A 14002-nucleotide genomic window follows, 5' to 3' on the forward strand; every position below is an offset into this window, starting at 1 on the left:
CGGGACTGACGTCTTTTCAGGACGTCCGCGCCATCGGCAGCAAGGTCTTCTTTTCGATCCGACCCGCCACCGAGAACACCAGTATCTCGGTATCCCGGTCGATCCTGCTGCCATCCATCAGCCTGACGATATCGTCGACACCGCCGACCGGACTGCCGTCGATGGCGAGGATGTAATCGCCCTCCTGCAGCCCGCCCTTTGCCGCCGGCCCTTCCGGCTCGACGCGGCGGATGCGAACGGAGGTCGTCTGCAGCGTGCCCGCCGCAAGTGCTACCCGGCGCGGCAGCACGATCGTATCGCCTGCGATACCGATGAAGGCGCGCCTGACCTGGCCGTAGCGGAGTATTTCCGAAACGACGAAATTGGCGGTATTCGACGCTACGGCAAAAGCGATGCTCTGCGCGCCTTGGATGACCGCGGTATTGACGCCGATGACCTCGCCGCTGGAAGACACCAGCGGCCCGCCTGAGTTGCCGGGATTGAGCGCCGCATCGGTCTGGATGACATCCTCCATCAGGCGGCCGCTGGCTGCCCGCATCGACCGGCCGAGCGCCGAGACGATGCCGGCAGTAACCGTCCATTCGAAACCGAGCGGGTTTCCGATTGCGATGGCGATATGGCCTCGGCGCAACCGCTGGGAATCTCCGAGCCGCGCCCAGGCGCCGGTGCTTGTATTGGCGCGAATGAGGGCGATATCGGTATCGACATCGCGACCCAACACCCGGCCTTCCGTAACGAAGCCGTCGGGCGTGGTAATGCGGACGACTTTGGCGTCGTCGACGACATGACTGTTGGTGATGATCAGGCCGTCGGGCGACACGGCGAAGCCCGAACCATGCCCCTGCCGGCCACCAACCCTCTCGATCCGGCTGACGGCCGGCCCGACCGTGTCGACTGCTGCAGCGATCGATTGTGAATAGGCATCGATCAGCGCCCCGTCATTTTGAGGCGCTATCGCCTTGTCCATGTAACCCATGATTTGATCCTCAGGCGGGAATAGCCGTCGTCCGCGGCCCAAGCAGTCTTGGTTGCGACGGTTCGCCATCATACTGTTGTTGAGTATTAGATGGTTGGGCCTCGAACGCGGTTCAAGTGAGCGAGGGTAGCTCCGGCAATCGCGGCAGCACGCGAGCATAACTAGGCGGACAGCTATATCGAACTACCCGGACAGATATCTTGAACGAACGGCAAAAAACTGGCTCACTTCAGATGTTCGCCCGTGCAATCCGCTGCCCTCGATACGCTATGACCAGCCTGTTACGGCGACAATGCATCGGACCATACAAACTTCGGTCATATCAATAGAATAGAAACAGGCATTCAATAACAACATCGAGCCGGTATTGCCTTCGGCTCAACCCTCTTGCCCAAGCCTCGGCGCGGCAGCGCTCGTCGTCTTGCCAATTCTGCCGGCAACGGCGCAAATTTCCGACCGCATCAACCCCACCTACCAAGGAGCTACGACATGAGCAAAGTCACCACCAAGGACGGCGTCGAGATCTTCTACAAGGATTGGGGGCCGAAGGCCGCTCAGCCGATCATGTTCCATCACGGCTGGCCACTCTGCTCCGACGACTGGGACGCCCAGATGCTTTACTTTCTCGAGAAGGGCTACCGGGTCGTCGCCCATGACCGGCGCGGCCACGGCCGCTCGACCCAGGTCGGCGAAGGTCACGACATGGATCATTACGCCGCCGATGCCGCAGCCGTCGTCGAGCATCTCGATCTCAGGAACACCGTCCATGTCGGCCACTCCACCGGTGGCGGCGAAGCGACCCATTACGTCGCCCGTCATGGCCAATCCCAGGGCCGCGTCGCCAAGCTCGTTATTATCGGCGCCGTGCCGCCGATCATGGTGAAAACCGATGCCAATCCCGGCGGCCTGCCGATCGAGGTGTTCGATGACCTGCGCCGGCAGCTCGCCGCCAATCGCGCACAGTTCTACCGTGACCTACCGGCCGGCCCGTTCTACAGCTTCAACCGGCCGGGCGCGAAGGTGTCGGAACCGGTTATCAACAATTGGTGGCGCCAGGGCATGATCGGCGGCGCCAAGGCGCACTACGACGGCATCAAGGCCTTTTCGGAAACCGATTTCACCGAAGACTTGAAGATCATCACCGTGCCGACCTTCGTCATGCACGGCGACGATGATCAGATCGTGCCGATCGCCGACTCCGCTTTGCTCTCGTCGAAGCTGCTGCAAAACGCCACGCTGAAGGTCTACGAGAAATTTCCGCACGGCATGTGCACCACCCATGCCGACATCATCAATCCCGACATCCTTGCCTTCATCAAGGGCTGACCGACCAATCCGCCGGGCGCCGATCAGGCGCCCGGCAGCCGGCATACCAGCGCGGCGAAATTATCATCTGCCGGCTGCAACAAACGGCCACCGTCGGGATAGACTGATCGATTGATAGCCGGTGACGCATTTTCTCATGAAACCGTTTTCGCCGATTTGCGTTTAGCGGCCATGACAAGAGAACGTGAACCCTCATCAAAGGCTTACCGGCAGGATCGGTTCGAGAACACCGAGCGAGCTGCCAAGGAAACCATCGAGGCTGAACAGCGGGCCCGCCGGGAGAAAACCAAGCGGCTGAAAGAACTGCGCCTGTCGAAGCAAGACGGCAAGGACCCCGCAGCCAAGTAGATTTCCACGCAGCCTGTCAGGCCGAAACGCTCATCGCTATCATCCCATCTCACGTTGCCTCGCCAGTATCCTTCCGAGTGGGCGCTCCCCGAATTCTTTTGAATATCGGACGTTCGCCCATCTTGCAGAGCAAGGATCGCGAAATTATCTTTTTTTCACCGTTAGCGATTCACGGCATCGAAAGAGGGTAGATTGCGATGTCAGACAAGCTGTTCAGCACGCGTGACGAACCGCTCGTATCCGAAGACCTCGATGTGTGTAGGCGGGTCCATGAAGCGCTGTGTAGCGAGCTCCAGATCGACAGATCAGGCGAGCAAGCCGACCGCCTCGGCGCTCTTATCATCGAGCTTTACCGGCAAGGTGTGCATGACGAGAACCAGCTTCGATTGCTGGCCGGCGGGAAGCGAACCTGATAACGCACTTCCGACGCACGCTCGAACGGCATCCTTCGGTCTCCGGCAGGACACGCTCCACCGGTGGCTAAGCTGCCCGTTACGTTAGCAGATACGCACATAGGTCACACCTCACATCCCAAAATGAACCAATTGCCTTCCGCCGCGTTATGCCGTCGATACATCCGTTTACCCAAGGTGAGTGAAATGAACAGATTCGCCATCATTGCTCTGTCGATAGCGACGGCCTTCTCCGGAATGCCGGCTTCGGCAGGCCCGGTCTTCGTGCCGAACACCATGCAATCGGCTCCGGGGTCAGGTAGTACCGATGCCCAGATCATCACCGTCGGCTGCAATCCATACTCCATCGTCTGCTCGCGCTACGGCGACACTCGCAGATACAACAATAACCGCAGCTATTATCGCGATCGCCATTACGATCGCGACCGCCACTATCGCGACGACCGCTACGGCTGGGATCGCCGCTACGATCGCCGGTATCGTCACCACGACAATAGCGGCGCCATCATCGGCGGGCTGGCTACCGGCGCCCTCATCGGCGGCATCATCGCCTCGCAGCCCCGCGCTTATTCTTCACCCGGCTACAGCTCGCATGCCGATTATTGCTACAGCCGCTACCGGTCCTATCGCGCCTACGACAATACCTATCAGCCTAATTACGGCCCGCGCCGCCAGTGCCGCTAAGCCCGTCTACCCTCAGCAGCAAGCCTCGCATGAAGATGCGGGGCTTTTTTGATCGTGCGCTGGCGACGCCTGCGCCATCAGTGACGCTCGCGCTCCAAAACAACTCGCTTCCCAACGGCGCCCAGTCGTGCTTGTCTTCCAGCTTCTGAGCCGCGCGGATCGAACCTCTTAATTGCGCCGCCGCCTGATATTGCGCGGGTGATCCATGACGTCTGGAGATAAAGTGAAGTCCACCGGTCGCGTCGTCCTGCTTGCGCCGGATCTTGAAAACCTGTCGTGCTTCGAAGCAGCACTCGCCGCCGGCTGGTCTCCCGATCCGCGCCGCGCCGGCGACCACGCCTATATTTTGGGCGAACTCCAGCGGCTACGCCAGCACAGATCGGGGTTCCTCGACGGCCTCATTGCTGCTGACCGACGGCGTAGCGGGATCGGATCGCCGCAGGTGGTCACTCGTCTGTTCTGGATATGGACGGCGAATTCTGCGGCAGCATCAGCCTGCGTTTTCAAGCCGGCACTGAGGAATTGCCGTCCGAAGTTTCGGGCCATGTGGGATACTCCGTCGTGCCGTGGAAACAGCGCAACGGCCACGCGACCACCGCCCTGAAACTACTGATGCTGGTCGCGGCGAAGGAAGGTCTCCACCGCCTCGTCATCCTCTGCAACGAGGACAATCATGCGTCGCGGCGCGTGATCGAGCGCAATGGCGGCGAATTGTTTATGCGCGGCCCGCATCCCTCCGACAGGCCCGATCAGATCAAACTCTACTTCCGGCTGAAGGCCAGAGCCACCATCTAACGTGAAACGCGGGACGGATTTCAGACGGACGGAACACAAACCTTGCCCGCTTTTGCTCCGTCCGTCCCGTCAGCCTGGGGCAGGACTGAATGCGCATTTTTTCAGTAAGTCGCCGCCGGTTTCGGCTTCTTCTCGGTCCATTGCGGCGGCGCGCCGTATTTGGCGGCCACCGCCCCTATCAGTCCGGGCGATCGCCCGAAGGCGTCGCAGGCGGCGTATTTCGGTTTTCCGCCGAGCCAGGATTTCATCCGCTGCCCCGATGGCAGCGAGATATCCAGTCCCTTCGGTTCCCTGCCTTTGATCAGCATGCGGGAAAACTCGCTGCTGAATTTCGACGCCAGGCTATAGGCGTCGCCGACTTCGGAAACGCGGGGCGTGTTCTGCAGCGAGTTTGCCCCGCGCGACCAGACGATCGCTGCCCGCTGCACACCACCGCTGTCGACGGCCTCCGCCTCGACCGCCAGTCCGCCGAGGCCGGCCGGCAGCCGCGGCACGCCGACCGGCAGGACGAAACCGGTGCCAACGGTGACGACGGTGGAAACACCAGCCATCGCCTTATTGGTCGGCACGATGTCGGTAACGACGGAGCGGATCGTCAGCTCCGCCGGCTGGCCTGAAGAGACCAGCTGATATTTGTCGCTGAGCGAAATGCACAGCGCCCGGTCCAGCGCATTCGCCACCATCACACGGTCGGCATGCGATTTAACACGGGTCGCGGCGCTGAACGCGAAGGTCGTCGGCAGGATGCTCACCGTCTTTGCCGAGATAAGGCGCGTCCCATCGACATAGACCCGTGATTTCGACAGCTTCCCCTTGGGCGCGCCGAGATTGCCGTAGGAGGAAAGCGTGCCGGCCTCCTTTAGGGGCACCGAGCTGCACCCTGCCGCTGCGATGGAGAGCGTCAGCGACAAGGCGAGAAACAAACCCCTCGTCGCCCGTGGGGAGGAAGATGGAAATGGATTGCTGCGCACGCTGTCTGGCCTCCGTCGCCGATGATCTCAGGCGAAATTAGCGGCCAAGAATTGCCGCAGCATTACAGCCTTTCGCAGCGAACGTGCCGACTTGGCAAGGCTTGACCTATCCGAGTTCGATCGTCACCCACGTCCCGGCAGCACTGCTTTCGATGCCGACTTCGCCGCCATGGTTTGCGGCGACCTGCTTGACGAGGCTGAGGCCGAGACCGGCGCCCTTGCTTCTGGGAGTGACGCGATAGAAGGGCTCGAACACCAGTTCGCGATGTTCGGCCGGAATGCCCGGCCCTTCGTCGGCGACGCTGATCCTGCCGCCGCCGGAAGCCGAGCGCGAGACAGAGACCGTGATCATGCCCCTGTTGCCGCCATGATCGATGGCGTTGCGCACCAGGTTGCTGACCGCGCGAGGCAAGGCGGAAGGGCTGCCGCGGCGTTCAAGGCTCTCCGCATCGCTTTGAAAGCAGATCTGGTAACCGCCCGCAATTGCCAGCGGCGCGAGGTCTGCCACGACGGTACGGGCGATGCCGACGAGATCGACCGTTTCGTCGAGATCGGCCGCCTGGTCGTTTCGCTCGAAATCGAGCAGCTGTTCGGCCGCCTCGGCCAGCCGCGCCACGTCGTCGAGCAGCCGCTGCCGCTCCCGGCCGTCGGGCATGCCGTCGATACGCGTCTGCATGATGGCGATCGGGGTGCGCAGCTCATGGGCCGCATCGATCAGGAAGCGCTGGCGTTTGCGGAATTCATTCTCCAGCCGTTCCAGCGCGCCGTTGAAGGCGGTTACCAGCGGCGACACTTCCCGGGGAATGCCACTCACGGGAAGGCGCGCGCCCTGCCGGCGCGGCTCGATGGCCGCCGCCTCACGCGCCACCTCGCTGATCCCCGCGAGCGCCCGCCCGACGATCCTCGGGACCGCAAAAAACACCGCCGGCAGGGCGATCGCCAGAAGCGGCACATAGATCGGATAGGTCTCTGTGAGCATGGTCAGGAAGGTGGCGCTCCGGCTCGGGTTGCCGCCGTACATAACGCGAAATGGCCCGATCCCGGTCTCGACACTGTCGATCGAGGCGCTCTCGCCGACAGATGCGGCACCGCGTATATGGGCCTCCTTGATCAGATGCACATAGGGGCCGAGCGCTTGATAGGCCTCCGGCACGGCGCCATAGGAAACCGTCTGCCCCTCCGGCGTCGCCACGACGAACCAGAGCCTGCCGCTCTCGGCCTTGAAGGCGCGAAGGCGCGGGCTGTCGGCAATGATGAGCCTGCCTTGCGCATCGCAGGTCAGCGCCTCATCGAGCGCCGCGGTCAGCCTGTCCTCAGTGGCGACGTTCGGCGAGAGGATCATCGCCCCATAAACGCAGAGACCGACGATGACAGCCGCCACCACAGCGACGAAGACAATGCTGAGCTGCCAGCTGAGCCGCCACCAAAGCGACGGATTGGCGTCATGCGCCTTGGCCATCATTCTTCCTTCATGAGATAGCCGACCCCGCGGATATTATGGATCGAGACGCCGGCGCCGGCATCGATCAGCCGCTTGCGCAGCCGCGAAATATGCGCGTCGAGCGCATTCGACTGGATTTCCTCCTCATAATTATAAACCGCTGCCTCCAGCGTCGAGCGGAGCACGGTCTTCTCCTTCCGCCTGGCAAGGGCCGCCAATACCAGAAGTTCGCGTCGCGGCAGATCGAGCGGCACCGTGCCCACCGTGACGCTGAGGTGCAGCGGATCGATCACCATCCGCCCGGCGGCAATCTGCAATTCGGCAAGATCCGGCGCCCGCCGCAGCACGGCCCGCAGCCGCGCCATCAGCTCGTCGACCAGAAACGGCTTGCCAAGATAGTCGTCGGCGCCGAGGTCGAGGCCTTCGACCCGCTCCTTCGGCTCGTTGCGCGCCGTCAGCACGATAATCGGCGTGTGTTTTCCGGTCCGCCTCAGCTCCGGAATGAAGCTCAGCCCCTCTCCGTCAGGCAGGCGCCGGTCGAGCAGGATCGCGTCGTAGAGGTTCTGCCGCGTCAGCTCGACGGCATCGGCCAGATGCATCGTGTGGTCGGCGACGATCCCATGTTTGCCGAGCGCTGCCGACAGCGCCTCGGCCAGCTCCCTCTCGTCTTCTATCAACAATATCCGCATCGCCGCCTGTTCTCTTGCCTTTCCCTTCTCCGCCACAAGGGTTGCGGCAGCATTGCGGAGCTTGCAAGGCGCCGGTCATGCTGCCGCAATTGTCGAGGTCCAGCACAGAGGATATCCGCGGCGCCTGGAGATCGAGATGATCCGACCTATCCTTCGTCTCCTCACGAGACACGTCCTTTCCGCCTTCATCGTCGCGGCGCTGCTCGCAGCCCCGCTCGCAATACTGCAATCGCTTCACGGAAAAGCGGCGTTCGAAAGCGGCCTCATGATGGAGGTCCGATGACGGCCTGGCCGGCTGCCTCGCAATAGGCCGAGAAGGCCTGAAGATAGGCCTGCACTCTGGAACGGTTCTCCGCCGTCTCGACGGCCCGAAACACCTCGGCCGGTTCCAGCTTCATCAAGGGAAGCCGGAGGAAGATATCCGCTGCGAACCGATCGGTAATGGTCGCAAGGATCGTGCGCAGGCCCGCCAGCATGTCATCGCCCCGATGCGATGCGTGCAGCAGCGCAATGGGCTTGTGGACGATCTTCTCGCCTGACACCAGCCAGTCGATCGCATTCTTCAGGCCGCCGGGGATGGATCGCACATATTCCGGGCTGGCGATGATCACCCCGTCGCTCCGGGCGATCGCTGCGATAAAATCCCGCACGGCCGCTGGCAGAGCTGCCCCCTCGAGGTCGGGCGAAAACACCGGCAAAGCTCCCACGCCATCGAAGATCGCAATGTCGATATCACTTGGTGCAACGGCGCTGACAGCCCGCAACATGGCCGTATTGGTGGAATTGCGCCGAGCGCTGCCGGATATTGCGAGAATCTTCATGAGCCTAACAGCGATCGATTGATCGTGGCTGTCAACGCAAAAGGCTGTGGCGCCGCGCGTCTTTTCGGATCGGCAGGCGGCGCTGCAGCACCTCGAATTGCGCGATTGAGGGGACAGGCAAAAGCGACTTTTGCTTGCACTGGCCGAGCCCGGCGTTAGCTTGAGTTCCAATCCGGACAGCTGCCGAATCGGCGGGAAATAGAGATGACGGCTTTGATCGAGGCACGGGGCGTCAGCAAACGCTTCCGGCAGCATAAGAGATTTCCGGGTTTTCTGGGCGCCCTGAAGACGCTGGTGACGAGCGAATATACCGAAGTTCTGGCCGTTTCCGACATCGATTTCGACGTCGCGGCCGGCGAAGCGGTGGGGTATCTCGGCCCCAACGGCGCCGGCAAATCCACGATGATCAAGATGATGACCGGCATCCTGGTGCCGAGCGCCGGCACGCTCTCGGTGCTCGGCCGCACGCCGCATCTGAGCCGCATGGACAATGCGCGCGAGATCGGCGTCGTCTTCGGCCAGCGCAGCCAGCTGTGGTGGGACCTGCCGCTGGTCGACAGTTTTACCTTGCACCAGCGCATCTACGACATCCCCCTCGCCCGCTATGCGGATAATCTCCGCCGCTTCAGCGAACTGCTCGACCTCACGCCCTTTCTCGACCGCGCGGTGCGCCAACTCAGCCTCGGCCAGCGCATGCGGGCCGAGATCGTCATGTCGCTGCTGCACGATCCGAAAATCCTCTTTCTGGACGAACCGACCATCGGGCTGGATGTGGTCGCCAAGGATGCGGTGCGGCGGTTTCTTGCTGAGATCAACCGCGAGCGCGGCGTTACCATCATCCTCACCACCCACGACCTGCAGGACATCGAGACCATCTGCCCGCGGCTGATCATGGTCGATCACTCGAGGCTGATCTTCGACGGCGAATTGAGGAGCCTGCGCGCAGCCTTGGGTTCGGCCCGGCGGCTGACACTCGAATTTGCCAGCGATCCAGGACCGCTGCCGCTCAGCACGGCTACGCTCGTCAGCGATGAGGGCCTGCGCAAGAATTATCTGATCGAACGCGAAGACGTTTCGCTGGTCAGGATCCTGTCGGAAGTAGGAAGCGACCGCGACCTCAAGGATGTGGCTTTGCACGAGCCCGATATCGAAGAAGTCATCCGCAGCTTTTACCAGGGGCGTAACGCCAGGGCGCGGGCGTCATGAGCGCTTATCTCGCTTTTACCCGGAGTTCCTTCCATTCCCAGCTTGCCTATCGCAACGAGGTCTGGGCCAACATCTTTGGCAAACTGGTGCAAGTCGTCGCACGGGTTGCGATCTGGCAGGCCGCCTATGCCGGCGTCGGTGCAATCGCGGTCGAAGGGGTCTCGCTACAGCAGATGGTGACTTACGCGCTGCTCGGCGGCGCGGTGATGGGCGCCACCCGGCCTGAAAGGATCATCGGCGAGATCGGCCGGTCGCTCAAGACAGGCGATATCGCTGTCTGGTTGCTGAAGCCGCTATCCTATCCGCTCTATCTCTTCGCCAACGAATGCGGCAGCTTTTTCTATCGGCTGATGACGCAGGTCATCCCAACCATCACCTTCACCGCGTTATTTTATGGCATGCTGCCGCCGGCGAGCCTGTTCCATGCCCTGATGTTCATCGCCTTCTGGGCACTTTCCTTTACGCTCCTATTCCTGATGTCGGCGCTCTTCGGCCTTATCGCCTTCTGGCTGATGACGAGCTTCTCGCTCGACTGGATCCTCGGCGCCCTGCTTCAATTGTTCTCCGGCCTGCTGGTGCCCTTCTGGTTCTTCCCCGAGCCGCTGGCGACGATCGCCCGCCACCTGCCCTTTGCCTGGGTGGTCTATTATCCCAATGCCGTCTATCTCGGCCGGCTTTCGGCTGCCGACATCTGGTTTCATCTCGGCCTCGGCCTCGCCTGGGCCGGATTGTTCCTCTTCGGCGTCCTTTGGCTATGGCGCTCAGCCTCCACCCGTATCACCGTGCAGGGAGGCTGATTGTGCTCCTTCATCACCTCCGCGTCATTCCGCTGCTGGTGCGCATGTATGTCCGCTCGCAGATGGAATATCGCGGCGCCTTCTGGCTCGATCGTCTTGCACAGATCCTCTCTTACGGCAGCGTCTTCGCCACCATCGGCATCCTGCTTGCGCGATTCGATACGCTCGGCGGCTGGACCTGGCCGGAGTTGGCGCTGTTGTTCAGCTTCCAGCTGCTCGCCTATTCTCTCGGTGCAGCAATGAGCTTCGTGCAACTGCGCGACCTGGAAGAACTGGTGAGGCTTGGCACCTTTGATACGCTGTTGGTCAAGCCATTCAGTCCCTGGGCCTATCTGATCTTTTCCGGCCTCAATATCAGCTATACCGGTCACGTCATCCTCGCGGTGGCGCTGATGGGCTGGGCCGTCATATCCGTCGACTTCGGCTGGTCGGTCTGGTCGGTGTCATTCCTCATTGCCACGCTCATCAGCGCGGCGTTGCTGACCGCCTCGTTGATCACGATGATCGGCGCCACGGCACTGATCTGGGTGCGCTCCAATCACTTGTTCTCGATCTTCTTCGGCTTTTGGGAATTGACGCGCTACCCGCTCAACATTTTTCCCGGCAGCATCCAGATCACCCTCCTCACCGCTGTTCCGCTGGCGCTGACCAGTTCGGTTCCCGTCGCCGCCCTGCTCGGCAAACCCGTCCCGATCCTCGGGGACTGGGCCGCCCCCGCGGCCCTGGCGGCCGGCCCGGTCTGGGTGCTGATCGCAATCGCGTACTGGCGCTACGCCACCGGGAAATACCAGGGTGCCGGCGGCTGATCGGGCCGGGTGACTTCCCTCTATATCAGGATGCCGGCGCCGACGATTTCGCGCGGACCTCGAGGAACGCCGCCGTCAGCTTGGCCAGCACGGTCGACGTGCGCGTGCCATTGGCTCCGCCGATCGGGTCGACGATATGGATTTGCCGGAGATCCTCCATGAATTCGTCCCAGAGCGCCGGCCCGCCTTCTTCGAGAAGCTGCGCGCGGATGCTCAACTCCTCGCTGACAGGCAGATGGCGCCGTCCCCAGGCGCCGATCATGGCGAAGACGGGAACAAGCTGGATGGCCGGCTCCTCGAGGCTATAGATTGCCTTCTGGCTGTGGCTCGGATCGTCCCGCCTGCTGATGAACCCGAGCGAAAGCAGGCGCTTCAACCTGGCTGCCAGAATGTTGGAGGCGATCCCCTCCTCGGAATGGGTCAGGAGATCGCGGAAATGGCGACGGTTGCCAAACATGATGTCCCGGATGATGATGAGGCTCCACCTGTCGCCCAGCACCTCCATCGTCAGGTTGATCGGGCAGCCCGACCGCAGTTCGATATCCACGACATGCACTCCTTGAAAAAACTGGTTGCAATATAGGAGCACTTATGCGACAACGCAACCGGTTTCAAATAGCAATCAGATGGAGGAGAGCATGTCGAAGGTGCGTGTCGCAGGGTTTTCCCTGTCCATAGATGGTTTCGGTGCGGGTCCGGAACAAAGCATGCAAGATCCGCTCGGCAAACGCGGAGCCGAGATGTTTCAATGGTTTTTCCATACCCGCACGTTCCGCGCGATGCGGGGAAAGGACGACGGTTCGCAAGGGATTGACGAGGATTATGCCGCGCGCGGCATGGCGAATTTCGGCGCCTTCATTCTCGGGCGCAACATGTTCGGCCCCATTCGCGGCGATTGGCCGGATGAGAGCTGGAAGGGCTGGTGGGGGCCGAACCCGCCCTATCACGCGCCGACCTTTATCCTGACGCACTATCCGCGCGACCCCCTCGTCATGGAGGGCGGCACGACCTTTCACTTCATCCCCGGCGGCATCGAAGATGCACTTGAAAAGGCGAAGGCTGCGGCCGGCGGCAAGGACGTGAAAGTCGGCGGCGGGGTCAGCACCGTCCGCCAATATCTGCAGGCCGGCCTGATCGACGAAGTGCATTTCGCCATCTCGCCCGTCGTGCTCGGCAAGGGAGAAGCGATGTTCACCGGCATCGACCTGCCCGCCCTCGGCTTCCGTGTCGCCGAGCATGTCGCCACTGAACACGCCACACATATCGTATTGGCAAAATAGCGGGCAACCGATCGGCATCCTTTCCGCCAGTGCATGCCGCAGGCTTCCCGCGGCATGCACTGGCGAGGATGGGAAGCACGCGCAACAGGATCGGCGCCAAACAGTGCCAAAATAGCTGTGGAGTTGTTGGGGAATACGCGTAAACTAAGCGCCATTGGCACAGCGGCGTCGGCACGACCGCTTGAGACCATAGGCGCTTTTGAGCTTTTCGGATGGCACGACGATGCTCCTATCGCTCATCTCACTCAACGACGATGAAATAACAATCGTCACCGACGCCGTTCGGCGATGGTGCTGCGAGAGAAAGCTCGATATCGACAGCAGTGAAGGGCGCCGCGCCATCACCATTGCCGTCGATCTCGTCCAGTTGAACACTGACCGCGACAGGCTTTTAGCCGAGCTGTCGAAGCAGCTGGACTACCAGTAGACCCCGACCGAAATCCCTCGCCGCCACGCATCAGCCGCGCCGCTGCTTCGCAACGCTTAAAGGCGTTTTTCAAAGAACGTGTCGGGATATGGGTCGTCATTGAAACGGTCGATCTCGACCCAGCCGCTTCCGCGATAAAGCTGTTGCGCCTCGGAAAGCGCGCTGTTCGTATCCAGGCGCAGGAGCTTGACGGACAGTTCGCCGGCGATGGTCTCAACGGCCGTCATCAGGCGTGTTGCAAGCCCCAAGCCACGCGCGGATGGGGCGACCCATAATCTCTTGATCTCCGCGACCTCGCCGCCACCGCCCTTCAATCCGACGCAGCCGATCGGCAGGCCATCGGACATGGCCACCAGAAACGCACCGCGCGGACGGATCATATCCTTGGCATCGGGATCGCGGGACAGCGACACATCGAAACCCTTCTCGAAGCGGCGTGCGAGTTCACCGTAATATTCACTCAGGCAATAGCGGGCATCCTCGTGCCGAGGGTCCGTCTCCTCGATCACAATCTGGTCGCGCTTCAGCGAGGAAGCAATCATATCCATGGCGCGCAGAAGTTCTTCCGGGCGGCGATGGCGCGCCAGAAATCCTTCCGCCTGCGCATTGGAAAGCGCTTCATAGGCCTGAAACTCGGACCGGCCGTTTTCGGTCAATCTGACGATGCGGCGACGTGCATCCTCGGCGTTCGGCACCGTCTCGATGAGACCCTCCTCTTCCAGGCTGCGCAGCAGACGGCTCATCAAGCCCGAGTCGAGGCCCAGACAATCGCGGATCACCGCAACATCCGATTGTCCCCGGCCGATCGAATTGAGCACCCGCGCAGCCCCCAGCGGCCGTCCGCGTCCGAGGAACGAGCTGTCGAGAGCGCCGACTTCGGATGTGACGGCACGGTTGAAGCGACGAACGCGAGCGATTGGATCACAGGTCATATTACCTGACTTAAGTCAGATAATTATCTCTGTCAATTCAGAGCACTTAAAAGCAGGCATATGGCCGGTCGGAGGCTTGCAGCCACCTTG

At 61.7% G+C, this 14002-nt stretch carries 16 protein-coding genes and 1 pseudogene; 10 read left to right on the forward strand and 7 right to left on the reverse strand.

All coding sequences use genetic code 11. The features are described 5' to 3' along the window. Nucleotides 1-16 precede the first annotated feature (16 nt). Nucleotides 17-976: a S1C family serine protease gene (locus CO657_RS11580; RefSeq protein WP_054183446.1), complete on the reverse strand. Its 960-nt coding sequence runs from the start codon at nucleotides 974-976 to the stop codon at nucleotides 17-19. A gap of 489 nt (nucleotides 977-1465) precedes the next feature. Between CO657_RS11580 and CO657_RS11585 the strand changes: the two genes are divergently transcribed. From CO657_RS11585 to CO657_RS11605, 5 genes and pseudogenes are all read left to right on the forward strand, one after another. After that, a complete protein-coding gene (locus CO657_RS11585) occupies nucleotides 1466-2302 on the forward strand; it encodes an alpha/beta fold hydrolase (RefSeq protein ID WP_054183445.1) in 837 nt (278 codons plus the stop codon). Nucleotides 2303-2416: 114 nt separating this feature from the next. Beyond that, complete coding sequence (locus CO657_RS11590) at nucleotides 2417-2650, forward strand: hypothetical protein (RefSeq protein ID WP_425349937.1); 234 nt, start codon at nucleotides 2417-2419, stop codon at nucleotides 2648-2650. 197 nt (nucleotides 2651-2847) lie between these two features. Next, nucleotides 2848-3063: a hypothetical protein gene (locus tag CO657_RS11595; RefSeq protein WP_054183444.1), complete on the forward strand. Its 216-nt coding sequence runs from the start codon at nucleotides 2848-2850 to the stop codon at nucleotides 3061-3063. Nucleotides 3064-3249: 186 nt separating this feature from the next. Next, nucleotides 3250-3747, forward strand: coding sequence for a BA14K family protein (locus CO657_RS11600; protein ID WP_054183443.1), 498 nt, complete (start codon nucleotides 3250-3252; stop codon nucleotides 3745-3747). A 205-nt stretch (nucleotides 3748-3952) separates the two neighbouring features. Then, nucleotides 3953-4542 (forward strand): annotated as a pseudogene (locus CO657_RS11605) (GNAT family N-acetyltransferase). Between the two features lie 101 nt (nucleotides 4543-4643). Here the strand turns inward: CO657_RS11605 and CO657_RS11610 are convergent. The 4 genes from CO657_RS11610 to CO657_RS11625 form a co-directional block, all read right to left on the reverse strand. Further along, nucleotides 4644-5513 carry a DUF3313 domain-containing protein gene (locus CO657_RS11610; protein WP_054183442.1) on the reverse strand — a complete coding sequence of 290 codons (870 nt, stop codon included), beginning with the start codon at nucleotides 5511-5513 and terminating at the stop codon, nucleotides 4644-4646. A gap of 106 nt (nucleotides 5514-5619) precedes the next feature. Next, nucleotides 5620-6972, reverse strand: a complete 1353-nt coding sequence (locus CO657_RS11615) for a sensor histidine kinase (RefSeq protein WP_054183441.1) — start codon at nucleotides 6970-6972, stop codon at nucleotides 5620-5622. Further along, nucleotides 6972-7643, reverse strand: coding sequence for a response regulator transcription factor (locus CO657_RS11620; protein WP_054183440.1), 672 nt, complete (start codon nucleotides 7641-7643; stop codon nucleotides 6972-6974). Before CO657_RS11620 ends, CO657_RS11615 begins: the two co-directional genes overlap by 1 nt. Nucleotides 7644-7906: 263 nt before the next feature. After that, complete coding sequence (locus CO657_RS11625) at nucleotides 7907-8464, reverse strand: NADPH-dependent FMN reductase (RefSeq protein ID WP_054183486.1); 558 nt, start codon at nucleotides 8462-8464, stop codon at nucleotides 7907-7909. Nucleotides 8465-8668: 204 nt separating this feature from the next. On the opposite strand from CO657_RS11625, the gene CO657_RS11630 reads away from it, so the two are divergent. Genes CO657_RS11630 through CO657_RS11640 form a run of 3 tightly spaced genes read left to right on the forward strand, consistent with a single transcriptional unit; the run spans nucleotide 8669 to nucleotide 11273 of the window. Further along, complete coding sequence (locus tag CO657_RS11630) at nucleotides 8669-9670, forward strand: ABC transporter ATP-binding protein (RefSeq protein ID WP_054183439.1); 1002 nt, start codon at nucleotides 8669-8671, stop codon at nucleotides 9668-9670. Further along, the gene (locus CO657_RS11635; RefSeq protein WP_054183438.1) at nucleotides 9667-10467 is read left to right on the forward strand and encodes an ABC transporter permease; all 801 of its coding nucleotides are present in this window, start codon (nucleotides 9667-9669) and stop codon (nucleotides 10465-10467) included. Before CO657_RS11630 ends, CO657_RS11635 begins: the two co-directional genes overlap by 4 nt. After that, nucleotides 10425-11273: an ABC transporter permease gene (locus tag CO657_RS11640; RefSeq protein ID WP_183690984.1), complete on the forward strand. Its 849-nt coding sequence runs from the start codon at nucleotides 10425-10427 to the stop codon at nucleotides 11271-11273. The genes CO657_RS11635 and CO657_RS11640 overlap by 43 nt, the downstream gene beginning before the upstream one ends. 25 nt (nucleotides 11274-11298) lie before the next feature. Here CO657_RS11640 and CO657_RS11645 read toward each other — a convergent pair whose 3' ends face one another. After that, the gene (locus CO657_RS11645) at nucleotides 11299-11820 is read right to left on the reverse strand and encodes a winged helix-turn-helix transcriptional regulator (RefSeq protein WP_054183436.1); all 522 of its coding nucleotides are present in this window, start codon (nucleotides 11818-11820) and stop codon (nucleotides 11299-11301) included. A gap of 91 nt (nucleotides 11821-11911) precedes the next feature. On the opposite strand from CO657_RS11645, the gene CO657_RS11650 reads away from it, so the two are divergent. Then, nucleotides 11912-12553, forward strand: a complete 642-nt coding sequence (locus tag CO657_RS11650; protein WP_054183435.1) for a dihydrofolate reductase family protein — start codon at nucleotides 11912-11914, stop codon at nucleotides 12551-12553. A 223-nt stretch (nucleotides 12554-12776) separates the two neighbouring features. Further along, the gene (locus CO657_RS11655; protein WP_012558049.1) at nucleotides 12777-12980 is read left to right on the forward strand and encodes a hypothetical protein; all 204 of its coding nucleotides are present in this window, start codon (nucleotides 12777-12779) and stop codon (nucleotides 12978-12980) included. A gap of 56 nt (nucleotides 12981-13036) precedes the next feature. Here the strand turns inward: CO657_RS11655 and CO657_RS11660 are convergent, their stop codons facing one another. After that, entirely contained in the window at nucleotides 13037-13912 is an 876-nt protein-coding gene (locus CO657_RS11660) for a bifunctional helix-turn-helix transcriptional regulator/GNAT family N-acetyltransferase (protein WP_054183434.1), read from the reverse strand. Nucleotides 13913-14002 lie beyond the last annotated feature (90 nt).

This window comes from Rhizobium acidisoli, assembly GCF_002531755.2.
Classification (GTDB): domain Bacteria; phylum Pseudomonadota; class Alphaproteobacteria; order Rhizobiales; family Rhizobiaceae; genus Rhizobium; species Rhizobium acidisoli.